Origin of the sequence: Rhizobium sp. Leaf262, from assembly GCF_001422245.1 — a bacterium.
GTDB lineage: Bacteria > Pseudomonadota > Alphaproteobacteria > Rhizobiales > Rhizobiaceae > Agrobacterium.
This window is the reverse complement of record NZ_LMMM01000001.1, coordinates 1-25,929: the sequence shown is the minus strand read 5'-3', so window position 1 is coordinate 25,929 and position 25,929 is coordinate 1. Positions and strand designations below refer to the sequence as shown.

At 58.1% G+C, this 25,929-nt stretch carries 25 protein-coding genes and 2 pseudogenes; 14 read left to right on the top strand and 13 right to left on the bottom strand.

Annotated features, from left to right (window positions below):
* Positions 1-29: 29 nt before the first annotated feature.
* Positions 30-605: a PAS domain-containing protein gene (locus tag ASF29_RS00140; RefSeq protein ID WP_200925495.1), complete on the bottom strand. Its 576-nt coding sequence runs from the start codon at positions 603-605 to the stop codon at positions 30-32.
* A gap of 210 nt (positions 606-815) precedes the next feature.
* Here ASF29_RS00140 and ASF29_RS00135 point away from each other — a divergent pair, with 210 nt between their 5' ends.
* Positions 816-1,013 (top strand): Flp family type IVb pilin, encoded by a 198-nt coding sequence (locus ASF29_RS00135; RefSeq protein WP_062447231.1) that lies wholly within the window; start codon positions 816-818, stop codon positions 1,011-1,013.
* 10 nt (positions 1,014-1,023) lie between these two features.
* Here ASF29_RS00135 and ASF29_RS00130 read toward each other — a convergent pair whose 3' ends face one another.
* Positions 1,024-1,920 carry a methyltransferase domain-containing protein gene (locus tag ASF29_RS00130; protein ID WP_062447228.1) on the bottom strand — a complete coding sequence of 299 codons (897 nt, stop codon included), beginning with the start codon at positions 1,918-1,920 and terminating at the stop codon, positions 1,024-1,026.
* Between the two features lie 106 nt (positions 1,921-2,026).
* Between ASF29_RS00130 and ASF29_RS00125 the strand changes: the two genes are divergently transcribed.
* The 4 genes from ASF29_RS00125 to ASF29_RS00110 are packed head-to-tail and all read left to right on the top strand — an operon-like array spanning position 2,027 to position 4,377.
* Positions 2,027-2,758, top strand: a complete 732-nt coding sequence (locus ASF29_RS00125) for a ComF family protein (protein ID WP_062448535.1) — start codon at positions 2,027-2,029, stop codon at positions 2,756-2,758.
* A gap of 45 nt (positions 2,759-2,803) precedes the next feature.
* The gene (gene grxC, locus ASF29_RS00120) at positions 2,804-3,058 is read left to right on the top strand and encodes a glutaredoxin 3 (RefSeq protein ID WP_062447225.1); all 255 of its coding nucleotides are present in this window, start codon (positions 2,804-2,806) and stop codon (positions 3,056-3,058) included.
* A 33-nt stretch (positions 3,059-3,091) separates the two neighbouring features.
* Positions 3,092-3,952 (top strand): carbon-nitrogen hydrolase family protein, encoded by an 861-nt coding sequence (locus ASF29_RS00115; RefSeq protein WP_062447222.1) that lies wholly within the window; start codon positions 3,092-3,094, stop codon positions 3,950-3,952.
* Entirely contained in the window at positions 3,949-4,377 is a 429-nt protein-coding gene (locus ASF29_RS00110; RefSeq protein ID WP_062447219.1) for a DUF1178 family protein, read from the top strand. Before ASF29_RS00115 ends, ASF29_RS00110 begins: the two co-directional genes overlap by 4 nt.
* 26 nt (positions 4,378-4,403) lie before the next feature.
* On the opposite strand, the gene ubiG is transcribed toward ASF29_RS00110, so the two are convergent.
* Entirely contained in the window at positions 4,404-5,150 is a 747-nt protein-coding gene (ubiG, locus tag ASF29_RS00105; RefSeq protein ID WP_062447216.1) for a bifunctional 2-polyprenyl-6-hydroxyphenol methylase/3-demethylubiquinol 3-O-methyltransferase UbiG, read from the bottom strand.
* A 220-nt stretch (positions 5,151-5,370) separates the two neighbouring features.
* On the opposite strand from ubiG, the gene ASF29_RS00100 reads away from it, so the two are divergent.
* Positions 5,371-6,201, top strand: coding sequence for an SH3 domain-containing protein (locus ASF29_RS00100; protein WP_062447214.1), 831 nt, complete (start codon positions 5,371-5,373; stop codon positions 6,199-6,201).
* A 58-nt stretch (positions 6,202-6,259) separates the two neighbouring features.
* Here ASF29_RS00100 and ASF29_RS00095 read toward each other — a convergent pair whose 3' ends face one another.
* On the bottom strand, positions 6,260-8,113 hold the full coding sequence (locus ASF29_RS00095) for a DEAD/DEAH box helicase (protein ID WP_062447211.1): 1,854 nt from the start codon (positions 8,111-8,113) through the stop codon (positions 6,260-6,262).
* A 344-nt stretch (positions 8,114-8,457) separates the two neighbouring features.
* On the opposite strand from ASF29_RS00095, the gene ASF29_RS00090 reads away from it, so the two are divergent.
* The 6 genes from ASF29_RS00090 (at position 8,458) to ASF29_RS00070 (ending at position 15,378) form a co-directional block, all read left to right on the top strand.
* Entirely contained in the window at positions 8,458-9,738 is a 1,281-nt protein-coding gene (locus tag ASF29_RS00090) for an aspartate kinase (protein WP_062447208.1), read from the top strand.
* A gap of 166 nt (positions 9,739-9,904) precedes the next feature.
* Positions 9,905-12,172, top strand: a complete 2,268-nt coding sequence (gene ptsP / locus ASF29_RS00085) for a phosphoenolpyruvate--protein phosphotransferase (RefSeq protein ID WP_062447206.1) — start codon at positions 9,905-9,907, stop codon at positions 12,170-12,172.
* A 29-nt stretch (positions 12,173-12,201) separates the two neighbouring features.
* Positions 12,202-13,281 carry a peptide chain release factor 1 gene (gene prfA, locus ASF29_RS00080; protein ID WP_062447204.1) on the top strand — a complete coding sequence of 360 codons (1,080 nt, stop codon included), beginning with the start codon at positions 12,202-12,204 and terminating at the stop codon, positions 13,279-13,281.
* 38 nt (positions 13,282-13,319) lie between these two features.
* A complete protein-coding gene (gene prmC, locus ASF29_RS00075) occupies positions 13,320-14,144 on the top strand; it encodes a peptide chain release factor N(5)-glutamine methyltransferase (protein ID WP_062448533.1) in 825 nt (274 codons plus the stop codon).
* Between the two features lie 23 nt (positions 14,145-14,167).
* The gene (locus tag ASF29_RS24235; RefSeq protein ID WP_156462485.1) at positions 14,168-14,437 is read left to right on the top strand and encodes a hypothetical protein; all 270 of its coding nucleotides are present in this window, start codon (positions 14,168-14,170) and stop codon (positions 14,435-14,437) included.
* Between the two features lie 95 nt (positions 14,438-14,532).
* Entirely contained in the window at positions 14,533-15,378 is an 846-nt protein-coding gene (locus tag ASF29_RS00070) for a DUF4167 domain-containing protein (protein ID WP_062447202.1), read from the top strand.
* A gap of 402 nt (positions 15,379-15,780) precedes the next feature.
* Here ASF29_RS00070 and ASF29_RS00060 read toward each other — a convergent pair whose 3' ends face one another.
* The 6 genes from ASF29_RS00060 to ASF29_RS00025 form a co-directional block, all read right to left on the bottom strand.
* On the bottom strand, positions 15,781-16,290 hold the full coding sequence (locus ASF29_RS00060; RefSeq protein WP_156462484.1) for a hypothetical protein: 510 nt from the start codon (positions 16,288-16,290) through the stop codon (positions 15,781-15,783).
* Between the two features lie 1,052 nt (positions 16,291-17,342).
* Positions 17,343-18,089: an aspartate/glutamate racemase family protein gene (locus ASF29_RS00045; RefSeq protein ID WP_062447189.1), complete on the bottom strand. Its 747-nt coding sequence runs from the start codon at positions 18,087-18,089 to the stop codon at positions 17,343-17,345.
* Between the two features lie 10 nt (positions 18,090-18,099).
* A complete protein-coding gene (locus ASF29_RS00040) occupies positions 18,100-18,918 on the bottom strand; it encodes an ABC transporter permease (RefSeq protein WP_062447186.1) in 819 nt (272 codons plus the stop codon).
* Between the two features lie 4 nt (positions 18,919-18,922).
* A complete protein-coding gene (locus tag ASF29_RS00035; protein ID WP_244473470.1) occupies positions 18,923-19,807 on the bottom strand; it encodes an ABC transporter permease in 885 nt (294 codons plus the stop codon).
* Positions 19,808-19,924: 117 nt separating this feature from the next.
* Entirely contained in the window at positions 19,925-21,214 is a 1,290-nt protein-coding gene (locus tag ASF29_RS00030; RefSeq protein WP_062447180.1) for a PotD/PotF family extracellular solute-binding protein, read from the bottom strand.
* A 36-nt stretch (positions 21,215-21,250) separates the two neighbouring features.
* Positions 21,251-22,342 carry an ABC transporter ATP-binding protein gene (locus ASF29_RS00025; RefSeq protein ID WP_062447177.1) on the bottom strand — a complete coding sequence of 364 codons (1,092 nt, stop codon included), beginning with the start codon at positions 22,340-22,342 and terminating at the stop codon, positions 21,251-21,253.
* A gap of 232 nt (positions 22,343-22,574) precedes the next feature.
* Here ASF29_RS00025 and ASF29_RS00020 point away from each other — a divergent pair, with 232 nt between their 5' ends.
* A complete protein-coding gene (locus ASF29_RS00020; protein WP_062447175.1) occupies positions 22,575-23,288 on the top strand; it encodes a GntR family transcriptional regulator in 714 nt (237 codons plus the stop codon).
* A gap of 259 nt (positions 23,289-23,547) precedes the next feature.
* A pseudogene (locus tag ASF29_RS23720) lies at positions 23,548-24,028 on the top strand (DDE-type integrase/transposase/recombinase); the annotation flags it as partial.
* A 212-nt stretch (positions 24,029-24,240) separates the two neighbouring features.
* Here the strand turns inward: ASF29_RS23720 and ASF29_RS24805 are convergent.
* From ASF29_RS24805 to ASF29_RS00005, 3 genes and pseudogenes are all read right to left on the bottom strand, one after another.
* Positions 24,241-24,508, bottom strand: a pseudogene (locus tag ASF29_RS24805) (FAD-binding protein); the annotation flags it as partial.
* Position 24,509: 1 nt separating this feature from the next.
* A partial coding sequence (locus tag ASF29_RS00010; RefSeq protein WP_244473452.1) for an electron transfer flavoprotein subunit alpha/FixB family protein occupies positions 24,510-25,270 on the bottom strand: 761 nt, incomplete at its 3' end.
* Positions 25,271-25,293: 23 nt separating this feature from the next.
* A partial coding sequence (locus ASF29_RS00005) for an electron transfer flavoprotein subunit beta/FixA family protein (protein WP_062447168.1) occupies positions 25,294-25,929 on the bottom strand: 636 nt, incomplete at its 5' end.

Genomic DNA, 25,929 nt, shown 5'->3' with positions numbered 1-25,929 from the left:
ACGTCCTTGAAATTGCAGAGGCTGAACGATCAATAGGGGGAGTTTTGTTCCAGCTCAGCCAATGTTAGTTTTGCCTGGGCGATCGTGGTCGTGGAATTTGCGATGGTCGCCAGCGTGCCCTCGATCATGATGTTGTGGTCGTCGAGCAGCGGCTTGATCCGTTTTAGCGTGTCACCCAGTTCCACGTCGTAGGCTTGTAGCAAGTGCGTGTGCGCCCGGCTGACATCGAACTGCGATGCCAGAATATAGCGCACCTGCCCCGATGTCGCCTTCAGTTTCGACATGAACAGAAGATTGACGAACGGGGTGGCGTCATTGCGAAAATTGATGATGGTGGTGCGCACGGTCTCAGGGCCGTCGACCTCCAGGAAAGCGTTGATCTTGGCCCGCGCTTCGGCGTTTTCGGCGTGCACTCCGGTCGGGCTCGTCTGCAGCATCCGGCAATTCTTGCCGATGACGTAGCTGCTGTCATAGCCTGTCAGGTCGCAGAAACGCTGGTTGACCAAAGCCAGATGGTGGTCATCGTCGGCAAAAGACAAAGCAAGCGCAATCGACGATTTTTGGAAGAAATCCTGGAGCGGACGGTCGATTTCAAGCTGTGGCATAACGCTCTTCATTCATGATTGACATCGCCTTTTACGATAACATGCTGTTTTGAAAAAGGCTCTTACAGCAGATAGGAAAATACCGATCCGTTTGAAAGGGCCGTCTGCGGCTGGCACCTGAACTGTGTAACACATTACACACCTTATCTCGGTAGACTGCACCGGTTTCAGCCGTGGCCTTGTTGCACGGAACGATCGGGGACTTCGGGGATGACGGACACAACGGAATGGATGATGCGCAAGCTGGCTGCACTCCTTGTCGATAGGCGGGGCGCCACTGCAATCGAATACGGCCTTATCATTGCCATCATATCCAGCGCGATGATTTTGGGCCTGGAAGGTGTTCGCGACAATCTGATCGCGATTTTCACGCTTCTGTCGGATACGTTTGCAAACGCCATGGCGTGATGGCATTTCCTCATGTGTCGTCGCGGCGAGGCAACGTGATTTCAGCCGTCTTCAGCGCATCGGCCAGACGGATTTTCGCCGAACCCGGCTTCAGTGGCTTCTGCTGATTTTCATGCGGCGCCCAACCGGACACATAGATGATCGAGAAGGTCGCGCGGATACGTCCGTCGGGATCACTATATTTGTCGGCGTAGATTTCCGCAGCGCGCGTCAGGAAGCGCCGGTTCAACGGCCTCCGGCTTCTTCCGACCAGAGGGTTTGCCATGCCCATGGCGCGTAGATCGCGCATCAGCGGAAGAATGGAATCGTAGCGCACCGTGTAGGTCTCCGCGTCCGTGACCGGAAGTGCAAAACCTGCCCGCTGCAAAAGCGCACCCACATCGCGCACATCGGCGAAGGGAATGACGCGCGGGCTTGCGCCGCCATTCAGCTCCGCCTCAGCGGTGAGAAGCACATCGCGCAATTCCTGCAAGGTGCCGCTGCCGGGAATGGCTGCCAGAAAAAGACCGTCCGGCTTCAAGGCGCGGCGGATTTGTATCAGCGTGCCGGGGGTGTCGTTGGTCAAATGCAGCGTCAGCGGCGAGACGATGAGGTTGGCGGATGCCGGTTCCAGCGGCAATTGTTCCAGAGGGGCCACGGTGAAGGGCGTATCCGTTCCGGCAAAGACGGCATCGGTCTCCACGCGCAAGACATCTCCGACCTTACCGGTCTGCATCATGCGTCGCGCGGTCACGCCCGTTGCACCGTGCAGCTCGACAGCATGATCGAAATGGCGCTCGACAATGGCGATGCGGTCTGCCAGTTCGTCGGCTGCTATATCCAGCAGAAACAGCACCTTGTCGTCCCCAAGGCGCGACGCCCGTTTGCGGTTCTGCTCCACCAGCGCCGGGTCGAAAACTATGTCCATGCCGTTATCCATCCAAACTTTGCTGTCGCAAAGGCACCCGTTCGCGCCTATTGTCAACCGCATGGGTCAATCGGAAAAGCTGTTTTCGGACGAGGGCGGGTTCGGCATGTTGCGCGGTTTCTTTCGCGGTGTCGGTCGATTCATCTATCCACCGTCCTGCCTGGGCTGCGGCTGCAAGACCCAGAATGACGGTGCTTTCTGCGTAGCGTGCTGGGCGGATATCCGTTTCATCGAACGCCCCTATTGCGAGGTGCTGGGCATTCCTTTCACCTATGATCACGGTCGCGGGATAGTCAGCGCCGAAGCCATCGCCTCGCCGCCACCTTTCGAAAGACTGCGGGCGGCAACTGTTCACGACGGACCGGCCCGCAAGCTCGTGCATCAACTTAAATACCTGGACCGTACCGATCTTGCGCGTCTGATGGCATCGTGGATGCTGCGCGCCAGTGACGGTACGGTTGCTGCCTGCGACTGCATCGTTCCGATACCCCTGCATCGGCGGCGATTTCTGGCCCGGCGGTTCAATCAGTCGGCAGAGCTTGCCCGTCATCTGGCCGCTTTGTCGGGAAAATCCTTTCTAGCCTCCACGCTGGTTAGGGTCAAACCGACCAGCCGTCAGGTTGGGCTTTCCGCCCAAGCCCGCAAACTGAACGTACGGGGTGCCTTCGCCATCGCTGCGGGACGGGAAGCCGATATCATGGGAAAGCGTGTCGTTCTCGTGGACGACGTCTACACCACAGGCGCCACTGTCGCTGCGGCCGCACGCCGTCTGAAGACGGCCGGTGCCGCAGATGTCACTGTTTTGACCTTTGCAATGGCGATTTCCGGGCCTATATGACACGTCAGACCAGTGGTTTGGCTGACAGTGCGAGGGTTCGACAAGATGGCATCCGTTACGATTTACACGCGCGATTATTGTGGCTTTTGCGCCAAGGCCAAGGCTCTCCTGGAGAGCAAGGGCGTTGCATTTACCGAATATAATGCCACGTCAAATCCGGACTATCGTCAGGAAATGATGGACAAGTCCGGCCGCAACACCTTTCCGCAAGTCTTCATCGGCACCCACCATGTCGGTGGCTGCGATGACCTGCATGCGCTGGACAGGGAAGGCAAGCTGGACCCGCTTCTGGCTGCCTGAGTTTTAAAAAAATACGACAAAAGGGAACGAAAGATGAGCTTCAAGGCCGCTGCAATCCAGATGTGTTCGGGCGTGGACCCGAAGGCCAACGCCACCACCATGGAACGTCTCATTCGCGAGGCGGCGGCACAGGGCGCGGTCTATGTGCAGACGCCTGAAATGACCGGTGCCATCCAGAAGGACCGCGATGCCTTGCGCGCCGCGCTGAAGGACGAGAAAGGCGATATCATCGTTTTGACGGCTGCCAAACTCGCACGCGAACTGGGTATCTATGTTCACGTTGGGTCCACGGCCATCGCCCGTCCCGATGGCAAGATCGCAAATCGTGGCTTCCTGTTTGCGCCCGATGGCGAACGCATCTGCACCTACGACAAGATCCACATGTTTGATGTCGATCTCGACAATGGTGAAAGCTGGCGCGAAAGCTCTGCCTACGAGCCAGGCACGGATGCCCGCATCGCGGAACTGCCGCTGGCAACCTTCGGTTTTGCCATCTGTTACGACGTCCGCTTTCCATCCCTGTTTCGCACCGAGGCGGTGGCGGGCGCGCAGATCCTCACCGTTCCCGCTGCCTTCACCAAACAGACTGGCGAGGCCCATTGGGAAATTCTGCTGCGCGCGCGCGCCATCGAGAACGGTGCCTTTCTGATCGCCGCCGCACAGGGCGGCACGCATGAGGACGGGCGCGAGACCTTCGGTCACTCCATGATCATCGACCCCTGGGGCAACGTGCTGGCGGTTGCCGGGGCCGAGGGCGAGGAGATCATCTATGCGGATATCGAACCGTCAGCCGTATCGGAGGCGCGTGGCAAGATTCCCAATCTGAAAAACGCCCGCGACTTTACGCTCGACAAGGTCGGCAACCTGGGTGCCGCCAGGAGCGCTGCGCAGTGATACGCTATTCGCTTCATTGCGAAAAAGCCCACGAATTCGAGGGCTGGTTTTCCAGTAGCGCTGATTTCGACGCCCAGCTGGGTCGTGGACTGGTCAGTTGTCCGGTCTGTGGCTCATCGGATGTTGCCAAGGCTCTGATGGCGCCATCCGTCGCCACCGCGAAAAAACGTGAGGCGACACGCACACTGGCAATGGACGCGGCCAAGAGCGAGGCTTTTGCAAAGATCAAGGAAACACTGGCGACGATCCGCGCCAATACCGATGACGTCGGAGATAAATTTCCGGAAGAGGCCCGCAAGATTCACTACGGCGAGGCAAAGGCCCGTGGCATTATCGGCCAGGCTTCCCCGCAGGAAGCCAAAGCGCTGATCGAGGAGGGGATCGATGTTGCCCCGCTGCCGGTTTTGCCCGATGACGTCAATTAGATGTTAAACCTCAACAAGGCCACTCTCTAGACCGTACGCTTGGCCAGCAACATGTAGTTGACGTCCATGTCGGGCGACAGGTTCCACCGGTCCTGAAGCACGTTATAGAAGACGCCGGTGCGGTGGATGATGCTCATGCCCTCGGCCATGATCGGCTTTTCCAACTCGTCGGGACGCACCAGTTTTTCATATTGATGGGTGCCGCGCGGTAGCCAGCGCAGGATGTTTTCGGCTGCGAAGATTGCCAATGCGCGAGCTTTTAGTGTCCGGTTGATGGTTGCTGCAAACATCAGTCCGCCCGGGCGCACCATCTTTGCACAGGTGGTGACAAACAGATCGACGTCGGCCACGTGCTCCACCACCTCCATGTTGAGAACGATATCGAACGTCTCACCTGCAGCCAGCAATTGCTCGGCAGTCACGGCGCGATAGTCGACGGTGACGTTGTTTTCCCGAGCGTGGGTGGATGCAATGCCGATATTCTTCTCGGAAGGATCGGCACCAACGACATCTGCACCCATGCGGGCCATGGGTTCTGAGAGCAAGCCGCCACCGCAACCGATGTCAAGGACGCGCAAACCTTCCAGTGGGCGATGAGCCTTGACGTTGCGGCCAAAGTTCTCGCAGGCACGGCTGCGAATATAGTCCAGCCGCACCGGGTTGAACTTGTGCAACGGGCGGAACTTTCCTGTCGGGCTCCACCATTCAGCCGCCATGGCGGAGAAACGGTCCACTTCGCTCTGGTCGATGGTCGTTTTTGCGGTCTCGCTCATGGTGCTGCTCCAAACTGTTTGTTCCCCTGAAGTCGGATGATTGCCCGGTGAAGTCAAGGGGCGGTGGGCGGCACAGACGTTGCGGCGACCGCGCTTATCTGTCGCAAGGAACTGAAATACGGGCATTTTCGTTTCATGCTGCGTTCATCATGAGGCGCGTATTTTCGACCGTGTTCAATGCCGATTTCGGCGGCCAAGCTCTGCTTGAGGGAGAAACAAAGTGAAGAAGAAACTGTTAGGTGCCTTTGCGCTGCTTGCGCTGGTCGCCGCCCCGGCGCTGGCCGAAGCTGCGACACAAGGCTTTTCCACCGCCAACGTCAATATGCGCTCCGGACCAAGCACGGCATATCCAGCCGTCGTGGTCATTCCGAACGGCGCGCCGTTGACGATCCATGGGTGCCTGTCGGATACGCCATGGTGCGACGTGTCCTTCAGCTACGGTCGCGGCTGGGTCGCTGGCCGTTATGTCCAGGCCATTTATCGCCAGAACCGCGTCTATGTGGAGCCACGCTACTACCGTGACCTCGGCGTTCCCATCATTACCTTCGAAGCTGGACGCTATTGGGACCGCTATTACCGCGACCGTGATTTTTATCGCGAGCGAGACCGCTGGCGCCGCCCGTCTGGCGGATACTGGAATGCGCCGCCGCCGCGTGCCGATTTCGACCGCCCACGCCCTCGCGATGACTGGCGTGACCAGCGCGGCCGCGACGATTGGCGCGATCAACGTGGTCGGGATGAGTCGCGCGACCAGCGTGGTCGCGGTCCGAATGACGGTCGATGGGAACAGCGCCACGGCGACTGGAACCAGAATGATCGCCAGCGTCCGCCCATGCGTGGCGACGATCGCCAGCGTTGGGACAACAACGACAATCGTGGCCGTGACGGCATGAGAGGTGAGGATCGTGATCGCAACCGCGATTGGAACAGAGGTGACCAGCGCCGTCAGAGTGAAGAGGGTCGACGTCGCCCCGACGAGAACCGTGCACAAAGACCGCCACAGGATGGCGAGCGTGCCAACTGCACTCCTGGCGCTCTCAACTGCCCATAACTGGGCGTTGGCTCGATAAAGAAAAACCCGGCGGATCATTTCCGCCGGGTTTTATCTTTTAGCGATCTTGCTTTTTCGGTCCGCGCTTTTCGAAAGGCTTGTCCTTTTTGCCTTCGTATTTCGCCGGCTTCGCGCCTGAGCCGTAATCTCCTGCAGGCTTGGCCTTCTTTTTCCATGGCTTGTCGTCGCCCGGACGACCGCTGGACTGGTCGGACTTCACGAACTTCTTCTGCGCTCTGGGTGGGCGGGTGTCTTCCCGGACGGCACCGGTTGCTTCCGGCTTGCCTTCCATGGCCTTCACGCGGATGCCCTTTTCAAGCATCATGTCCTTGCCCAGCGCAGACGTGAAACGATCCACCGCATCGGCGGCCAGTTCTACATAGGTCTCGGTCTGCTGCATGCGGATAGCGCCGATATCCTGACGCGTCAGCTTGCCGAAGCGGCACAGCATCGGGATCAGCCAGCGCGGCTCGGCATTCTGTTTGCGGCCAACAGAAAGTGTAAACCACTCGCTGCCAGCGAAGTCGGAACGATCACGGCGTGGCGCATTGTTTTCGACCGTCTCGAAGCTGTCCCGGCGTGGCTTGCGCGCTTCCATGGACACTTCGGAAATGTCTTCAGGTGCAGAACGGCCCGCATGGAACAGACGCACGAAGGCGGCGGCGACCTTTTCGGCACCGTGCTGTTCCAGAAGCTTGGCCACAAAATCGCGCTCGTCGTCACCCACATCTTCATTGAGCGATGGATCGGCCAGAAGTCTTACGCCGTCGCGCTCGGTGATTTCTTCCACTGTCGGTGGGCGTACCCATGCCGGGCTGACCTTTGCGCCGTCCAGCAGACGTTCTGCCTTGCGGCGCTGGCTGACGGGCACGATGATGGCGCTGACGCCCTTTTGACCGGCACGACCTGTACGGCCTGAACGGTGCAGAAGAGTTTCCGAATTGGTCGGGAGGTCCGCATGGATCACGAGTTCCAGACCGGGCAGGTCGATGCCGCGCGCAGCCACGTCGGTTGCAACGCAGACACGGGCACGACCGTCGCGCATGGCCTGAAGAGCATGCGTGCGCTCGTTCTGGCTAAGTTCGCCAGACAAGGCCACGACCGAAAAGCCGCGATTGTTCAACCGCGCGGTCAGATGGTTCACCGCTGCACGGGTAGAGCAGAAAACGATCGAATTGCGGGCTTCGTAATAGCGCAATGCGTTGATGATTGCGTTTTCACGGTCGGACGGCGTTACCAAAAGAGCGCGGTACTCAATGTCCACATGCTGCTTCTGCTCGGACGCGGTTGCGATGCGCACGGCGTTTTTCTGGTAGCTTTCGGCCAGCTTCGCAATGCTGCGAGACACGGTTGCCGAAAACATGAGGGTGCGGCGTTCGGCAGGCGATTCCTCGAGAATGAATTCCAGATCTTCACGGAAGCCAAGGTCGAGCATCTCGTCAGCCTCATCCAGCACGACGGCGCGGATGGACGAAAGGTCGAGAGCGCCGCGCTTGATGTGGTCGCAGAGACGACCCGGCGTGCCGACGATGATGTGAGCGCCGCGTTCCAGCGTACGACGTTCGGAGCGGATGTCCATGCCACCGACGCAGGACGCGATGGAAACACCGGTAAATTCGTAGAGCCAGTCCAGCTCGCGTTTTACCTGCATGGCGAGTTCACGCGTCGGGGCAATGGCGATACCGAGCGGTGCACCGGCTGGGCCGAAACGACCGTTCTGTTGCAACAGCGTGGGGGCAATCGCAATGCCGAAAGCGACCGTCTTGCCAGAACCCGTCTGGGCGGAAACCAGCGCGTCCTGCCCATCCAGTTCAGGCGCGAGCATGGCCTTCTGCACGGGTGTCAAATCTTTATAGCCGCGTTTTTCCAACGCCTGTGCAATCGCCGGGGCGATACCCTGGGTGTCTGTCATCTACCGTCTTTCGGATATGGGACTGCCCGCATCCGCTCGAAACCTTGAGGTTATAAAGCAGCCGATACGGGCCATTTAGGCCATTTGGCCAGTTGAATTGCCGCGCTCATACTGCGAATGGCGGCGTTTGTACAGACCAAAGCGGTACGCTCGTCACCGTCGGGCCGGCCTCTCCGGCGCCGGGATCGGCGAAAAGGCGTACCGCATGGTTCATAAACGGCATTGCGTGGACCATGCCTTTTCGCTATGAGACCCGCAACTTGAGGCCCCTTGTCAGAAGGGACCGACTGGATTGTGCTCTTGTCCACCGCTCAGGTGGCAAAATGGGATGGTACTGGTCAACTATGGCTCGCATTGTCATGAAATTCGGCGGCACGTCCGTCGCCAACCTCGAACGCATTCATAATGTCGCACGGCATGTGAAACGCGAAGTGGATGCAGGCCATGAAGTGGCCGTGGTCGTATCCGCCATGTCCGGCAAGACCAACGAACTGGTGGACTGGGTTCAGAACACGCCCAAAGTCGCCGGTGCTGCCGGTGCCGCATCGTTTTACGATGCCCGCGAATATGACGCCATCGTCGCCTCCGGCGAGCAGGTCACATCCGGACTCCTGGCCGTTGCCCTGCAGTCGCTGGGCGTCAATGCACGGTCCTGGCAGGGCTGGCAGATTCCCATCCGCACGGATAATGCGCACGGTGCTGCCCGCATTCTGGATATCGACGGTTCTGATATCATTCGTCGTATGGGCGAAGGTCAGGTCGCGGTGGTTGCCGGTTTTCAGGGTCTGGGACCGGATAACCGCATCGCGACGCTGGGTCGCGGCGGTTCGGATACGTCGGCTGTCGCCATTGCCGCTGCCGTCAAGGCAGATCGCTGCGACATCTATACCGATGTCGACGGCGTCTACACGACAGACCCGCGCATCGTGCCAAAGGCACGCCGCCTGAAGAAAGTCGCTTTCGAGGAAATGCTCGAAATGGCGTCTCTCGGCGCAAAGGTTTTGCAGGTTCGTTCCGTCGAGCTTGCCATGGTGCACAAGGTCCGGACCTTCGTGCGCTCCAGCTTCGAGGATCCCGATGCACCGGGCATGGGCGACCTCATCAATCCGCCCGGTACTTTGATTTGTGACGAGGAAGAAATCGTGGAACAGGAAGTCGTAACCGGCATCGCCTATGCCAAGGATGAAGCACAAATCTCGCTGCGCCGCCTGTCGGACCGGCCAGGTGTATCGGCGGCCATCTTCGGGCCGCTGGCCGAATCCCATATCAATGTCGACATGATCGTGCAGAACATCTCCGAAGATGGTTCGCGCACCGACATGACGTTCACCGTTCCTTCGGGCGATGCGCCCAAGGCGCTGAAGGTCCTGGAAGACAACAAGGCGCAGATCGGCTTCGACGTCGTCCAGAACGAAACCGGCCTTGCCAAGGTTTCAGTCATCGGTATCGGCATGCGCAGCCATGCTGGCGTGGCCGCGAGCGCCTTCAAGGCGCTTGCTGAAAAGAATATCAACATCAAGGCCATCACGACGTCGGAAATCAAGATTTCCATCCTTATTGATGGTGCCTACGCGGAACTTGCAGTTCGTACTTTGCATTCTGCTTACGGTCTGGATAAGAGTTGATTCCATAACATCGATACACGTCATCCGATTCTTGGGGGTGGCGTGGCAGATGTTAGGTCGACTGTGCATCCCTGCCTTGCGGCTTGCTGTGCAGGCGGTATAGATTTGATCGATCTTCATGCAGATCACGTCGGTCTGCATGCCCAGGTATCAGGGAGCACACGCGATGAGAGACCTTTCTGCAGGTCCACGCGTCCTGCTCAAGCGGCTTCGCGAGATGATGGCGGAGCACCTTGAGCCGCAGGAGCGCCTAGACCAGATTGTTCGGCAGATTGCCAGCAACATGGTCGCTGAAGTGTGCTCCGTTTATGTGCTTCGCTCCGACAGCGTTCTGGAGCTTTATGCCACCGAAGGACTCAATAAAGACGCAGTCCATCTGGCTCAGCTGAAAATGGGGCAGGGCCTTGTCGGCACCATCGCCGCATCTGCCCAACCGCTCAATCTTTCCGACGCGCAGGCCCATCCTGCTTTCCGCTATCTCCCTGAAACAGGTGAAGAAATTTATCATTCCTTCCTTGGTGTGCCGATTTTGAGATCTGGTCGCACTCTTGGCGTTCTTGTCGTCCAGAACAAGACCAGCCGAACATACCGGGAGGATGAAGTTGAAGCGCTTGAGACAACTGCGATGCTTATCGCGGAAATCGTTGCGAGCGGTGAATTGAAGAAAATCACCCGCCCCGGCGTGGAACTGGACCTGACACGGGCCGTCTCCATCGATGGCGATGCCTATGGCGAAGGCATCGGCCTTGGCCATGTCGTTCTGCATGATCCACGCATCGTCGTGACCAATCTTCTCAACGAAGATGCCGAGATGGAAACCCGTCGTCTGGCCGAAGCCATCGGCTCACTTCGCCTGTCCATCGATGACATGCTCCAGCGCCGCGATGTTGCCACTGAAGGCGAACACCGCGAAGTGCTGGAAACCTATCGCATGTTCGCCCATGACCAGGGCTGGGTGCGGCGCATGGAAGAGGCCATTCGCAACGGCCTGACGGCGGAAGCTGCGGTCGAAAAGGTCCAGAGCGATACCAAGGCGCGCATGATGCGCCTGACCGATCCCTATCTGCGTGAGCGGATGCATGATTTCGACGATCTCGCCAACCGTCTTCTCCGTCAGTTGATCGGCTATGGCGGCCGCGGGCCGGAGCAGGAGTTCCCGGCGGATGCCATCGTGCTGGCGCGCGCCATGGGTGCTGCCGAATTGCTGGATTATCCGCGTGAAAAGCTGCGCGGTCTCGTGCTGGAAGACGGCGCGGTCACCAGCCACGTCGTCATCGTCGCACGCGCCATGGGCATCCCCATCATCGGACAGGCCGCAGGCATTGTGGCGCTGGCAGAGAACAATGATCCCATCATCATCGACGGTGATGACGGGCAGGTGCATCTGCGCCCGGTTATCGATCTTCAGCGCGCTTACGAAGAGAAGGTGCGTCTTCGCGCCAAGCGTCAGGAGCAGTTCCGGGCACTGCGCGATGTCGAACCCGTCACCAAGGACGGCCAGCGAGTCGATCTCAAGATGAATGCCGGTCTGCTGGTCGATCTGCCGCAACTGGACGAATCCGGCGCTGACGGCATCGGCCTGTTCCGCACCGAACTGCAATTCATGATCGCTTCCAATATGCCGAAGGGCGAGGAGCAGGAAGCCTTTTATCGCAGCGTTCTGCGCAACGCCAAGGGCAAGCCCGTCACCTTCCGCACGCTCGATATCGGCGGCGACAAGGTCGTGTCCTATATGCGTGGTCAGGAAGAGGAAAATCCCGCCCTCGGCTGGCGCGCGATCCGCCTGTCGCTCGACCGTCCGGGCCTGATGCGCACCCAGCTTCGCGCTCTTTTACGTGCTGCCTCGGGTGCCGAACTGCGCATCATGCTGCCGATGATCACCGAAGTCTCGGAAATCCGCGTCGCGCGGGAGCTTCTGCAAAAGGAAGTTCAACACCTGTCGAAATTCGGCCATTCCCTGCCGCGCAAGCTGCAATTCGGCGCCATGCTCGAAGTGCCGTCCTTGATGTGGCAGCTGGATGAGCTGATGGCCGAAGTCGATTTCGTCTCTGTCGGCTCCAACGATCTGTTTCAGTTCACCATGGCGGTGGATCGTGGCAATGCCCGTGTGTCGGATCGTTTCGACAATCTCGGCAAGCCCTTCCTGCGTATCCTGCGCGATATCGTCCGTGCCGGTACGCGCAACAACACGCAGGTCACGCTGTGCGGAGAAATGGCCAGCAAGCCGCTCTCGGCCATGGCGCTGATCGGGCTTGGCTTCCGCTCCATTTCCATGTCTCCAACCTCCATCGGCCCGGTCAAGGCCATGCTGCTGGGGCTGGATGTGACGACCCTGTCGGAGGAGCTGGAAGCGGCGCTTGATGACAACAAGTCGGTGGAAAGCACGCGTCAGCTGCTTTTGCGCTTTGCAGCGACCCATTCCATCCCTATTTGAAAGCCAAGAAAAATTGGAGTGCGTGACAGGTGGCGAAGCTTCCCGTCGAAAAAATGCGTGAGCTTGAGCGGCGTTTCGGTGAAATCGAAGCGCGCATGTCGGCTGGCCCTGCCGCTGATGTCTATGTGAAGCTGGCGTCGGAATATTCGGAATTGCAGCCGGTGGTCAAAACCATCCGAGAGTATGAGAAGGCGCTTGCCGAAGTCGCCGATCTCGAAGCTCTTCTGGCTGACAAGTCTACCGACCGCGATATGCGCGATCTGGCCGAAGCAGAGCTTCCCGAAATGTCGGAGCGCATTGAACAGCTGGAGAAGGACATGCAAATCCTTCTTCTGCCCAAGGATGCGGCGGATGAGAAAAGTGCCATCGTCGAAATTCGCGCAGGTACCGGTGGCTCCGAAGCAGCCCTTTTCGCGGGCAATCTTTTTCGCATGTATGAACGCTTTGCCAGTACCAAGGGCTGGAAGGTGGAAATCCTCTCGGCCAGCGAAGGCGAGGCGGGTGGCTTCAAGGAAATCATTGCCACCATTACCGGGCGCGGCGTGTTCTCCAAGCTGAAATTCGAATCCGGCGTCCACCGCGTTCAGCGCGTGCCGGAAACGGAGGCCAGCGGACGGATCCACACTTCCGCAGCAACGGTCGCGGTTCTGCCGGAGGCGGAAGAAATCGACATCGAAATCCGCGCCGAAGACATCCGTATCGATACGATGCGGGCGTCGGGCGCTGGCGGTCAGCACGTCAACACCACGGACTCCGCGGTTCGTATCACCCACCTGCCCACCGGCCTCATTGTCACGTCGTCGGAAAAATCGCAGCACCAGAACCGCGCCAAGGCCATGCAGGTTCTGCGCTCGCGCCTTTACGATATCGAACGCCAGAAGGTGGACAGCGAACGGTCAGCCGACCGCAAGAGCCAGGTCGGTTCGGGCGACCGGTCAGAGCGCATCCGCACCTATAACTTCCCGCAGGGCCGCGTCACGGACCACCGCATCAATCTCACGCTCTACAAGCTTGACCGCATGATCGAAGGCGATATCGATGAGATGGTCGATGCGCTGATTTCCGATTATCAGGCAGGGCAACTGGCCCAGCTCGGCGAGCAGCAGTGAGCGAGACCGCGATAACCGTACAGGCCCTTGTCGGGGACATGCGAAAACGTTTGGACAATGCCAATATCGTTGATCCGCTCGCCGATGTTCGTCTCCTCGTTGGCGAGGTCGTCGGTTTTTCACTGACCGATTTCGTGCTGAATGGCACCCGCGCTGTCAGTGGAGAAGAGTTGAACCGCATCGAAGCCATGGTCTCACGGCGGGCCGCGGGCGAGCCGGTTCACCGCATTCTCGGTCATCGCGAGTTCTATGGTCTTGATCTGCTTCTGTCGTCCGGCACGCTGGAGCCAAGGCCCGATACGGAGGTGCTGGTCGACGCCCTGCTGCCGCATCTGCAACATATTGCCAAGACAACGGGCCGTGCAGAGATTCTCGATATGGGTATCGGCACTGGTGCCATTTGTCTTGCACTTCTCAGCCAGTGCCCGCAGGCAGTAGGGGTAGGCAGCGATATCGCACGTGATGCAATGGCCACTGCGCAAAAGAATGCCGAGCTGCATGGCCTGTCCTCGCGATTTCGGACTGTCGAGAGCAACTGGTTCGATAAGATCACCGGTTGCTTTGACATAATCGTGTCGAACCCGCCCTATATAAGGACTGATATTATCGAAACGCTGGATCGCGAGGTGCGGAATTTCGATCCGTTGCTGGCGCTTGATGGCGGTAACGATGGTTTGGTGCCCTATCGTGTCATCGCCGAAAAAGCAGGACCTTTTCTGAGGGATAGCGGGCTGATCGGGGTCGAGATCGGCTACGATCAGAAAATCGATGTGACCGAAATCTTCGCGCAAAACGGCTACCGCTGTCTGGAGGCTTTCAGGGATTATGGTGGCAACGACCGCGCGCTTGTCTTTTGCAGATAGGCGAAATCGTTCGGATCTGTGTTTTGTTCAAGGTTATTTTGCAAAGCAAAAGAAAAGGCTTGGATTTCCGCAGGAAGCGGGCTAGTTTGCGGCCACATGCAGGGTGGCTGACGGCGGATTTTAGATTCGCCATGGTTTGGATCAGTCCCGAAGCGGGTTTTTTGAGAACCCTGAAAGGCTGGGCATTCCCGGCATGTGAATCAGTAAACTTTCTTCGCAGGCAGCTTGATGCAGCATTTGCGCATCCGGGCACGAAACGCGAGGCCTTGTCCTTTAGAGGTCAAGGCGCGTGATGGGCGCAACTTCGGGACATTGGCCGTGATGCCGGTTCCGCTTTTGCAACGAACAACGTGAATCATTAGCAAAACAGAATTCAGGTGAGCAATTGATGAGGCCAGGACAGCAAAACAAGCGCGGCCGGGGGCGTGGTAGCAACAACAATAACAATGGTGGCGGTGGTGGTGGTAACAACAACAACTTCAACCGCAAAGGCGGCAACCCGCTGACCAGAAGCTATGACAGCTCCGGCCCCGATGTTAAGATCCGCGGCACTGCCCAGCATATAGCCGAAAAATACGCGACGCTCGCCCGTGATGCCCAGAGCTCCGGCGATCGCGTCATGGCCGAAAACTATCTCCAGCACGCGGAACATTACAACCGCATCATTGCGTCTGCCCAGGCGCAGATGCAGGAACGTTTCCAGCGCGATGATCGCGGCGAGTTCCAGCAGGAGCGCGATGGTGACGATATCGACGGCGATGACAACGACGATGTCGTGGTCTCCATGCCCGGCGAACAGGATCACAACCAGCAGCGCGCCCAGCGTAACGATCAGTCCCAGCGCAACGACCAGCCTGAACGGCAGGAGCGACAGGATCGCCCGGAGCGTCAGGACCGCAACGAACGCCGCGACCGTCGCGAGCGGCCTGCCCGTCAGGAACGCCAGCCGCGAGAAGAGCAGGATGAAAACACCGTCGCTCCCGTTGCCGCAGCGCCTGTCTACGATGCGAGCTCTGCACCGCAACCGGTTATCGACGGTACGCCGAAGGAAGTGGCCGTGGAAGAGGAAGCGCAGGTCAACTCTGCTGCATCCGAACGCGCCCCACGCCGCCCACGCAGCACCAGCCCGCGTCCGCGTCGCCCACGTCGCGCCGCAGGGAGTGAAGAGGGCGAAGCAGCAGCGGAATCTACCAGCGACGACGCTGCACCTAAGCTGGAAAACGCTGCAGAGTAATCTGTATCAGTCTCATTTATACGGCTTGAAAAACCCCGGTTCGCCGGGGTTTTTCTTTTAGAGAAAAGCGAAAGCCTCGCTTGCTGCGTGACGTGGCTTACGACTATCGACACATGGGCGGTCGGGGCCGTCCCCTTTGCGTAGCAGTCACCCCTTCATGCCAGCCAGCGCCCATGGCAATGAATTTGATTTCAAATCCCATCCATGCATTCAAGGGCTTTTCACCCAGGACTGTCTCGGCAACTTCGTCAAACTTCCCGCTTGGGACACCGTGCGAATCGCATGTCGCTTCCGCTGCTGTGTCCCCCCGTATCAATGCATCGAAATGTTCGACAAGAAGCTGGTGACTGCGTCTGATGTCGGGCATCTGCGGGAGGTTCCTGCACTCGCCGATCGTCAGCATCACGCCCGAGGCGTTCGAAGCCAGTCGGGCGAGTAAAATGCGAGGTCGCCGGAAACAAGCCCGGCACTGAGCATGCGAAGATACTCGGCGTTCGCCTTGTCGGCAGTCCACCCACGCGATGACTGAACGATTTCGAACAATTTGGATCCGTCGAGAACGCAACCGGCATAGCCATCATTGGTCTCGTTATCTTCAGCCACAAGGCTTTGTCGAACTTCCGGGTCGCTCAGCTTTAATTCACTGTCGACCATGGGCGGTCGAATTTCGCAGACGTCCCGCGCCAGAACAAGCCAGTCACCCACCTTTTGCGTTTTGGCCGCTGCGCGCGCACCTGCAACGTAGTCCTCAATGGCAGATCGATCAAAGCCGTGGCTGATTGCAGCCGCAATGGTTGATGGCCCCACGGCGCAGCCTTGAGAAGCGAAAAATGTTTCAATCCCGTTGTCAGCGGCAGCAGCCGGCGCGGCGAAGCCGAGTATGGTAACAACTGTTGCTGCTCCAGTATTCAATGCCCATCTCTTCATAACGGCCTCTCAGATCCATTCTGTGGTGGAAAGTTTCTCGAAAAATGGAGTGGTGGATATGCGCGTCAACTGACGGTTTTTGGGTCGGCCGACATGGCGGGCCGGGTTTTGAAGTAGCTTGAAGCCGATGCAGATGAAGGCAGGCGGCGGGTCCAATCCGATGCCAGCAGTCCGTGTTTGAGACGTCAGCCCCTTATTCGGGTTGTGATGCTTTGCATCAGCGCTCCAGCCCCTTGACCCAGCACATAGCCGCCCAATGTCGGCGCACAGATCAGAAGTAAGGACGCGCCGAAATAGCCGAGAAAGAACAGTTCCGTTTGGAGCGGTAGATAAGAGCAAGACCGCCACTCCCATATCATGCAACTGAGCGGTGTCGTCGCTATGGCGCAAACAGCAAGAATAAATATGAGACGCTTAGTGACCACAAAGCGGTATGTGCCCCGATTGAGCTGGACGTAGGTCACTATCGCTCCCGCAATAGCGAAGGGGATGGAAGCTATCAGAAGATTATCAATCACTCGGATTCCAATTTGACAGGAAATATCGATCTAAAGCCGTTAGCCATCCCGCTGTGATCACTGCGCCATCAGCAAACCCCTTGGTGCATGGATTCAAAAGGCAATGAAACTTATATTCTACCTTAGCGAGATTTTAATCAAAAAAAATGGATGGAAAATGGCATTCAGCGTCCTAAAGATGCTTCTTTTCAGCTTTTGGTGGGTTGAGTCGATTCAGTTCAAGCCCGTAAATTTCGCAATTCAAGGACAAAGATGAGGCTAAAGCATTTCAAGATGGCGCTGGTGGCGCTTCCACTTTTCGGTTGCGAGGCGGAAACAATTCACTTCCTTAAATGCACCGAGGCAGATGCAAATGGATGGACGCTAGTCAAAACCGAGAAGCGCGAGGAGGATGGTAAATTGACATCCTGTACATATCAGTCGCCGGATCAGAGCAGGGCCTATACGTTGAAATGCGACGATAAAGGCTGTGGTGTTGCTGAGTAAGTTTAGGCTTAACACTCACATAAGCCGCGAATGTTACAGCGCTGCGAGCTTTCGAGGTTCGAAGCTTTCCAGCAAACCCTTATATGTTTTCGAGACGGGCGAGGCGTAGGCGCCTCGTTTGGCGGTGGAAAGGCCAAGTGCGACGAGTGCTTCCGCCTGTTTGACGGCGGCAGCCACGCCATCCACCACAGGTACGCCGAACTCGGCGCGCAATTCGGCGGTGAGGTCCGCCATGCCGGCGCAGCCGAGCACGATTGCTTCGGCCCCATCATCTCGCAGAGCCACGGCAATCTCGCTGCGCAGCCGATCGCGTGCATTCGATGTCTGATCTTCCAGCGAAAGGACGGGGATATCCGCCGCGCGAACCTTGCAGCGACCACCCATGCCGTAGCGATGAACGAGATGTTCGAGCGGCAGGCGCGAACGCTCCATGGTCGTCACGATCGTGAAGCGTTGGGCGATGAAAGCGGTCGATGCGAGGGCTGCCTCGCAGATGCCGATCACCGGAATTTGTGCCAGAGCGCGGGCTGCATCAAGGCCGGTATCGTCGAAGCAGGCGATGATCGCCGCCTCCGCACCTGCCTTCTCGCCCTTGGCAATCTCGATCAACAGACCGGGTACGGCAAACGCCTCATCGTAATAGCCTTCGATCGAGACCGGGCCCATGGAAGAGGTGACGGCCTCGATTTCGGTGCCGGTATTGGCAACACGCTGCGCAGAATCGGCAATCGTTGCCGTCATGCTGGAGGTGGTATTCGGATTGACGATGAGAATGCGCATGGAACTCACTTCAGGGCCGCAGACGACGGCGGTTGAGATGGACGATCAAGCCGAGCGTTCCGGCGATAACGAAGAAAGAGAAGACCGTCGTCACTGTCCCGAGCGCATACAGCACCGGTGTCGTGACGTTGGTCGTCATGCCGTAAATCTCGAGTGGCAGCGTATTGAACGTCCCCGAAGTCATGAGCGTGCGTGCAAATTCGTCGTAGGACAGCGTGAAACCGAATAGGCCCACACCGATCAGGCTCGGCGCGATCATCGGCAGGACTACATTCGAAAACGTTTGCCATGAGCTTGCACCAAGGTCTCGTGCCGCTTCCTCGTAGACGGGTGAAAAGCGATTGAAGACCGCGAACATGATCAAGACGCCGAAAGGCAGCGTCCAGGTGAGATGCGCGCCGAAGGCCGACGTATACCAGGTTGGCTGGAACCCCAGTTGCTGGAACACAACGCCGATACCGAGCGAGACGATGATCGATGGCACGACCAGGCTTGCGACCGCGAGGTAAAAAAGTGCGGTCGAGCCGATGAAGCGGCGGCGAAATGCGAGACCGGCAAGCAGCGATACGACGACCGTGACGAGCATCACCATGATGCCGAGGACGGCAGAGCGGCGGAAGGATCCACCGAAATCGCCGACTGCCTGGGTTTCGAAGAGATTGGCGAACCAGCGCAGCGACATGCCGTTGAGCGGGAATGTAAGACCGCCGTTTGGCCCCTGGAATGAGAGGATCAGGATGGCCGAGAGGGGACCGTAGAGGAAAAGCACGAAGACGGTGAAGAAAATCGCCAGGACATAGAATTCGCGGGATCGCTTGTCGGCATACATCGGCTCAAAGCTCCTTGCGGATATCGACGATGCGCAGAATGCCCGCGACCATCATGAGGACGAGAACCAACAGAACCACGGCGTTGGCGGCTGCGGCTGGATATTGCAGCAATGACATCTGGTTCTTCATCATCAAGGCGACAGAAGCGCTCTGGCCGCCAGACATGACCTGCACGGTCGAGAAGTCGGCCATTACAAGCGTTACGACGAAAATGGTGCCAATTGCCATGCCGGGCTTGGCGAGCGGAAGGATGACGTTGGTGAGCGTTTGCCAGCTTGTCGCCCCGGCATCGCGGGCGGCTTCAACCAGAGCCTTGTCGATGCGCATCAGCGTGTTGAAGATCGGCGTCACCATGAAAAGCGTGTAGAGATGGACCATGGCAAGCACCACGGCGAAATCCGAATACAGCAGCCATTCGACGGGTTCGGAGATGATGCCGGAGTTGATCAGCGTCGAGTTGACCAGGCCGTTGCGCCCAAGCACCGGTATCCATGAAATCATCCGGATGATGTTGGACGTGAGAAACGGCACCGTGCAGACCAGAAACAAAACCATTTGCATGGCTGTCGTGCGGATGTGGAAGGCCAGGAAATAGGCAACCCAGAAGCCAATGAAAAGCGTTAGCACCCAGACCATGAGAGCGTATTTCAACGTGTTGACATAAATCTTCCACGTTACCCACGAGCCCAGCGTCTCGGTGTAGTTCATGGATAGAAAGTCGGGATACATCTGAGCGAAATCATAGTCCCAGAAGCTGACGACGAGGATCATCAGGATGGGTAAAAGCAGGAAACCGCCGAGGATAACGGTCAGCGGCGTCGCCTGCAGATAGGAAATCGCAGCTGGAGAAAGGCGAAAAGCCTTTTTCGAGCTCTTGATCCCGTCCATGTCGGCAGATGTCGTCGTCGCCATGTCTCATGTTCCTCTTTGCGGTTGATTTCGTTCGGCGCACGCGGTCCCGCAGATTGCCCTCCCCGAGAGGGGAGGGTTAACCCACGAAATGGCTCAGGCTGCGATGAATTCGTTCCAGCGACGAACCATATAGCGGTCTTCATCCATGACCGAGTTCCAGCAGGCGACCTTGCCCATACGATCTTCAAATGCGCCGCCATCGCGAACCGCACCGGCCTTTTCCATGACCTTGCCTTCCGGTGAAAGAACATCGCCTTGGGCGGCCTTGCCTTCGATCCAATAGCCCCATTCGTCCGCCGTCATGAAGTTCTTGGCGGTATCCATGCAGGCTGAGTAATAGCCCTGACGGTTGAGATAGGCGCCGACCCAACCGGATGTGTACCAGTTGATGTACTCATAGGCTGCATCGAGCTGAGCGCCCTTCAGATGCGATGCGAGGCCAAGACCGCCACCCCAGGCGCGGTAGCCTTCCTTCAATGGCTGATATTTGCAGGCTACGCCCTTTGACCGAACGACGGCGACGGCCGGCGACCACATGGACTGGATGACCACCTCGCCGGATGCCATCAGATTGACGCTCTCATCGAAAGACTTCCAGAAAGCGCGGAACTGGCCGGATTGCTTGGCTTTGATCAGGAAGTCGATCGTCTTGTCGATCTCCGCCTTGGTCATGTTACCCTTATCGGCATATTTGATCTCGCCCATGGCCTCCATGATCATCGCAGCATCCATGATGCCGATCGAAGGGATATTGAGGATCGAGGTCTTGCCCTTGAACTTCGGGTCCATGATGTCGGCCCAGGAGGTGATGTCGCGCCCGACGAGATCTGGCCGGATGCCCAGCGTATCGGCATTGTAGATGGTCGGCATCATGGTGAACCACTGGGTTTCACCCTTGGCGAAGGTCTTGGTACCTGGCTTTTCCACGAAACCGACCGTGTGCGGTGCAGTCCCCTGCGCAATGACGCTGTCGGGCTTCAGCTTGCCGTCTTTGAACAGCGGCACGACCTTGTCGTAATATTTCAGCTTCTTCACATCCATCGGCTGGATGACGCCGGCCGGGTAGACCTTCTTGAGAATCCAGTACTCGATATCGGCAATGTCGTAGGAGTTTGGCTGGGTGACGGCACGCTGGGCGGCGGCATCGGAATCGGTTGCCGTCATTTCCAGCGTGATACCGAGGTCTTTCTTGCACTGTTCGGCAACGGCGTTGATGTTGGAAACGCCTGTACCGAACTGCCGAAGGGTGATCGGCGTCTGTGCCCAGATGGTCGGAAAGCCTGTGATGACACCGGAACCGGCGGCAAGGCCAGCCGCCGTTGACGCGGTTTTCAGGAACGTGCGGCGGGATACACCCGTCTTGATCTTCTGCTTGTCGGTCATTGCCTGTTCTCCTCTGTTTGGTTTTTTAGGTTGGTTTCAGTGCTTGAGACGTCCGAGGACGACTGCGTCCTCGGCATCCCAGCAAAGCGGGATCGCCTCTCCGACTTTGACCGGCGTGGCGAAAAATTGTTTGTCGCTAAGGATGGCCGTGAAATCCTCGATGCCGGCACCGGTGACGCTGAGCTTCACCGAAGAACCGCGATATTCCACATTGGTGACGGAGCCGGTGAAGCCCAACCCTTTTTCCAGTGGTGGACCGATGCGGACATGGTCCGTTCTCACAGCGATGTCGGCTGTTGCTTCAGGGGATTCCGAGCCTTTGTCCGTTGCCAGAAAATCACCGCCAGCCGGCACGGACAGCATGATTTTTCCTTCACCGCTCTCAACGACCCTGCCAGAAATCACGTTGTGGTCGCCCATGAAACGGGCAACGAACGCCGTCGCCGGCTGTTCGAACACGATGCGTGGATGCGCGGCCTGCTCGATGCGCCCGTCATTCATGACGACAATCAGATCCGCCAGCGCCATGGCTTCTTCTTGGCTGTGGGTGACATGCACGAAAGTGATGCCGAGCGAAGTCTGCAGTTTCTTCAGCTCCGCCCGCATCCGGATTTTCAAGAAAGGATCGAGCGCCGAAAGCGGTTCGTCCAGCAGCAGTGCTTCCGGATCGGTAATCAGTGCACGGGCAAGTGCCACACGCTGCTGCTGACCGCCGGAAAGCTGGGCCGGGCGGCGTGTCGCATAGGCTTCGAGCTGCATCAGGCGCAGCATGTCCATCGCCTTGGTACGCCGCTCTTCTTTTCCTACACCCTTCATCTTGAGGCTGAACGCAACATTGTCGACGAGATCAAGATGGGGAAACAGCGCGTAGGACTGGAACATCATCGCCGTGCCGCGTCTGGCTGGTGGAAAGTCGGTAACGACAGTATTGCCCAGCCGCACATCGCCGGAAGAAATGGTCTCGTGTCCTGCAATCATTCTGAGTGTCGACGTCTTGCCGCAGCCAGATGGCCCAAGAAGGCAGCAATAGGTGCCCGCCGGAATCTTCAGACTGATGGCATGGACGGCGGTGGTCGCTCCATATACTTTGGAGACCGAGACGATATCGATTTCAGCGGCTTTGCTCATGCGGCACTCCTTGTCGAAAAGATGAATGCATTCGCCGTGCCAATTTACTTAAATGTATGATTTAATTTGCTATTTTTTGGATGTTAGGCAGCTTCATCACGGCAATGCGTAATTTTCGGGCTATCGTGTGCCAAACGAGGCCAAATTGTATGCAATCTTCACTGTGTATCGAAAACATCTAGCTTGGCAGCCATAGCTCCTTCAGGCTAAAAGGGGCGCATAGGATGGCGTCATGGATCTCAGCGAAAAAATCATTCTGCCGGAAGCGGCCTCCGAGGATCGGGCCTTGGCGATCCGGGAGGCGCTGCGGCATGCGATCATCGACCGCAGGCTTGCGCCGGGCACAAAGCTATCGGAAGCAGAGGTTGGCGCCCTGTTCGAGGTTAGTCGCACTGTCGCGCGCGCGGCACTTCAGATGCTGGCGTTCGAAGGTCTTGTGAAAACCGAGCGTAATCGCGGCGCCTTCGTTTCTCACCCCTCACCGGACGAGGCGCGACAAATCTTTGCGTCCCGTCGGCTGATCGAGCCGGGCATCGTAGCTGAGGCTGTGCAACGTATTACCGCCGCCGACATCACCAGGTTCCGCCGTCAGCTCGACGAGGAGGCGCGTTACATGAGTGAACGCGGCCCTGCGGCGCGGCGGGCCGAGATCAAGGCTTCGGGAGATTTTCACCTCATGATAGCCGCTGTCTCCGGCAATGCGATCCTGCAGAAATTCATGGAAGAGCTGGTTGCCCGCTCTTCGCTGGTCATTGCGCTCTACGGGCGCTCCGGCATTTCCAGCTGCGGCCATTCGGAACATTCTGCTATTCTCGATGCATTGGAAGCGCGCGATGGCAAGCGCGCTTCCGCATTCATGATCCATCATATCGATCACATCGAAGCGGACCTTGATCTCCAATCCAAACACGGCCTCGCCCTGAAGGATGCGCTGGCGATGTCTTGAGACCGTCAGGTCATTTTGGGTGCTCAATTTCCCGACGCAAGTCATTTTACTGTATGAAGCGATTCACAAACGGGAAGCCAGCTAAACTTTTTTCCCTTCCGGCACTTGCGCAGACAATCGCGGCAGAAAAGTTTGATTTCCTTTATTACTGAAAGGTTGCGCGTTCACGAACGTTATGTAACGGGTCGTTTCAATACGCTCGCCATCTGACTGCGCGGCGATGTCACGGTAATGCCTTGTGAGGAGCGGCGTGCGATGCAAGAAGCCCAGCGGCAACGATGTGTGGCATCTGGACGAGGTCGTCATCACCATTTACGGCAGGAGACAACGGGTCTGGCGAGCCGTAGAACAGGACGGGTATGTGCTTGATGAAATTATTCAAAACCGCCTCAACACCAAGGCTGACAGACGACTGTCGACCCACCTTCTGAAGAAGCAGGGCATCGCACCGAAGCGGATGATCACTGACAAGTTGCGCTCCTATGGAGCGGCCCGGCGGCAGATCATGTCCCGCGTCGAACACCGATCTCACAAGGGCCTGAACGACCGGGCCGAGAGTTCTCATGTGCCGCTGCGAAAACGGGAGCGGATGATGCAAGGCCTCCGATCGCCGGGAGGCCTTCAGCGCTTCGTCTCTCCTCCTCGTCCCACCCCGCTTCAAACGCTCCGCATTCCAAACCCGGGTTCACCGCATCCAGGCGATCGCAGAGTGGAAAGCTGCAGCCGGGGCCATGGCTTGAGATGAATCCCCAAGGCAGAAGTCTCCGATGCATCCAGATTCACCTTAAGTTGATATCGCCCCTTCAACCAATAGGAATACGCGACACTAAATTATCCGAGCGCCGAGCGCGACAGCACCTCGAATTTACTCGCATAAAGTTCTTTTCCCAATGCCGAGTACATATTCGCTGCCAGTCTAAGTGGTTTAGGATATTTACCTCCGAAACGTAGATCAGAGTGCTTTTTCGAGCTCAGGGAGGGCGTCGAAAATATTGGCCACGAGACCGTAATCGGCCACCTGGAAGATCGGGGCTTCCTCGTCCTTGTTGATGGCGACGATGACTTTGGAGTCCTTCATGCCCGCAAGATGCTGGATCGCGCCGGAAATACCAGCGGCGATGTAAAGCTGCGGCGCTACCACCTTGCCGGTCTGGCCCACCTGCCAGTCGTTGGGCGCATATCCAGCGTCCACAGCCGCGCGGGATGCGCCGACGGCTGCANTAAAGCTGCGGCGCTACCACCTTGCCGGTCTGGCCCACCTGCCAGTCGTTGGGCGCATATCCAGCGTCCACAGCCGCGCGGGATGCGCCGACGGCTGCACCCAGTTTGTCGGCCACCGGAAGGATGACTTCCTTGAACTTTTCCGACGAACCCAGCGCACGGCCACCGGAAATGATGATCTTGGCAGAGGTCAGTTCCGGACGATCGGACGACGCCAAGGCATCCGATACGAAGGACGATACGCCAGGATTTTCTGCCGCCGACACCGTCTCGACGCTTGCGGTGCCTCCCGACTGGGCAGGCGCGAAGGTGGACGTGCGAACGGTGATCACCTTTTTCGCRTCGCTTGCCTGAACGGTCTGAATGGCGTTGCCAGCGTAAATCGGACGCTTGAAGGTATCGGGTGAAACSACTTCGATGATTTCGGAGACCTGAGCGACATCCAGCAGGGCCGCTACGCGCGGCAGCACGTTCTTGGCGGATGCGGTGGCCGGCGCGATGATGACGTCGTAGGATGCGCCCAGCGATACGAGAAGCGCTGCAAGCGGCTCCGCCAGCTGGTTGGCATAGGCTGCGTCGTCGGCCAACAGGACCTTGGAGACGCCGGAAAGCTTTGCCGCTTCATCGGCGGCCGCCTTGGCGTTGGAACCGGCAACGAGAACGGTGACATCGCCGCCGATCTGCGTTGCGGCCGTCAGCGTCTTTGCCGTCTGGTCGGAAAGGGTTGCATTGTCGTGTTCTGCCAGAAGAAGAATGGCCATGTGTAATCTCCCTATCCTAATTCTTAAAGGACGCCGTCGGCCTTGAGCTTCGATACGAGCTCGCCGACCGAGCCGACCTTCACGCCGGCCTTGCGACCTGCCGGTTCCTCAGTCTTCAAAACCTTGAGCCGTGGGGCGATGTCGACGCCGAAGTCGGCAGGCGATTTCTTGTCGAGAGGCTTTTTCTTGGCCTTCATGATGTTGGGCAGTGACGCATAACGCGGCTCGTTCAGACGCAGGTCTGTCGTGACCACTGCGGGCAGCTTGAGCTCCACGGTTTGCARGCCGCCATCGACTTCGCGGGTGACGGAAACCTTGCCGTCTGAAGGTTCGACCTTGGATGCGAATGTGCCCTGACCCCAGCCCAGCAATGCTGCCAGCATCTGGCCCGTCTGGTTACTATCGTCGTCGATCGCCTGCTTGCCGAGAATGACGAGGCCGGGAGCTTCAGCTTCCACGACGGATTTCAGAAGCTTGGCAACGCCCAAAGGCTCCACCGTCTCATCGGTTTCGATCAGGATGGCGCGGTCTGCGCCCATTGCGAGTGCGGTGCGAAGTGTTTCTTCCGCCTTTGCCGGGCCGATGGATACGACCACAACCTCTTCGGCCTTGCCAGCTTCTCTCAAGCGCAAAGCCTCCTCAACGGAGATTTCGTCGAA

What these genes read in the sequence shown, in the direction of transcription:
- ASF29_RS00020 (WP_062447175.1), top strand. Translation starts at nt 22,575, where the DNA reads ATGGATCTCAGCGAAAAAATCATTCTGCCGGAAGCGGCCTCCGAGGAT.
- ASF29_RS00070 (WP_062447202.1), top strand. Translation starts at nt 14,533, where the DNA reads ATGAGGCCAGGACAGCAAAACAAGCGCGGCCGGGGGCGTGGTAGCAAC.
- ASF29_RS00135 (WP_062447231.1), top strand. Translation starts at nt 816, where the DNA reads ATGACGGACACAACGGAATGGATGATGCGCAAGCTGGCTGCACTCCTT.
- ASF29_RS00045 (WP_062447189.1), bottom strand. Translation starts at nt 18,089, where the DNA reads ATGCGCATTCTCATCGTCAATCCGAATACCACCTCCAGCATGACGGCA.
- ptsP (WP_062447206.1), top strand. Translation starts at nt 9,905, where the DNA reads ATGAGAGACCTTTCTGCAGGTCCACGCGTCCTGCTCAAGCGGCTTCGC.
- ASF29_RS00130 (WP_062447228.1), bottom strand. Translation starts at nt 1,920, where the DNA reads ATGGACATAGTTTTCGACCCGGCGCTGGTGGAGCAGAACCGCAAACGG.
- ASF29_RS00030 (WP_062447180.1), bottom strand. Translation starts at nt 21,214, where the DNA reads ATGACCGACAAGCAGAAGATCAAGACGGGTGTATCCCGCCGCACGTTC.
- ASF29_RS00115 (WP_062447222.1), top strand. Translation starts at nt 3,092, where the DNA reads ATGAGCTTCAAGGCCGCTGCAATCCAGATGTGTTCGGGCGTGGACCCG.
- grxC (WP_062447225.1), top strand. Translation starts at nt 2,804, where the DNA reads ATGGCATCCGTTACGATTTACACGCGCGATTATTGTGGCTTTTGCGCC.
- ASF29_RS00140 (WP_200925495.1), bottom strand. Translation starts at nt 605, where the DNA reads ATGCCACAGCTTGAAATCGACCGTCCGCTCCAGGATTTCTTCCAAAAA.
- ASF29_RS00125 (WP_062448535.1), top strand. Translation starts at nt 2,027, where the DNA reads ATGTTGCGCGGTTTCTTTCGCGGTGTCGGTCGATTCATCTATCCACCG.
- ASF29_RS00095 (WP_062447211.1), bottom strand. Translation starts at nt 8,113, where the DNA reads ATGACAGACACCCAGGGTATCGCCCCGGCGATTGCACAGGCGTTGGAA.
- ASF29_RS00040 (WP_062447186.1), bottom strand. Translation starts at nt 18,918, where the DNA reads ATGTATGCCGACAAGCGATCCCGCGAATTCTATGTCCTGGCGATTTTC.
- prmC (WP_062448533.1), top strand. Translation starts at nt 13,320, where the DNA reads ATGCGAAAACGTTTGGACAATGCCAATATCGTTGATCCGCTCGCCGAT.
- ASF29_RS00035 (WP_244473470.1), bottom strand. Translation starts at nt 19,807, where the DNA reads ATGGACGGGATCAAGAGCTCGAAAAAGGCTTTTCGCCTTTCTCCAGCT.
- ASF29_RS00025 (WP_062447177.1), bottom strand. Translation starts at nt 22,342, where the DNA reads ATGAGCAAAGCCGCTGAAATCGATATCGTCTCGGTCTCCAAAGTATAT.
- ASF29_RS00090 (WP_062447208.1), top strand. Translation starts at nt 8,458, where the DNA reads ATGGCTCGCATTGTCATGAAATTCGGCGGCACGTCCGTCGCCAACCTC.
- ubiG (WP_062447216.1), bottom strand. Translation starts at nt 5,150, where the DNA reads ATGAGCGAGACCGCAAAAACGACCATCGACCAGAGCGAAGTGGACCGT.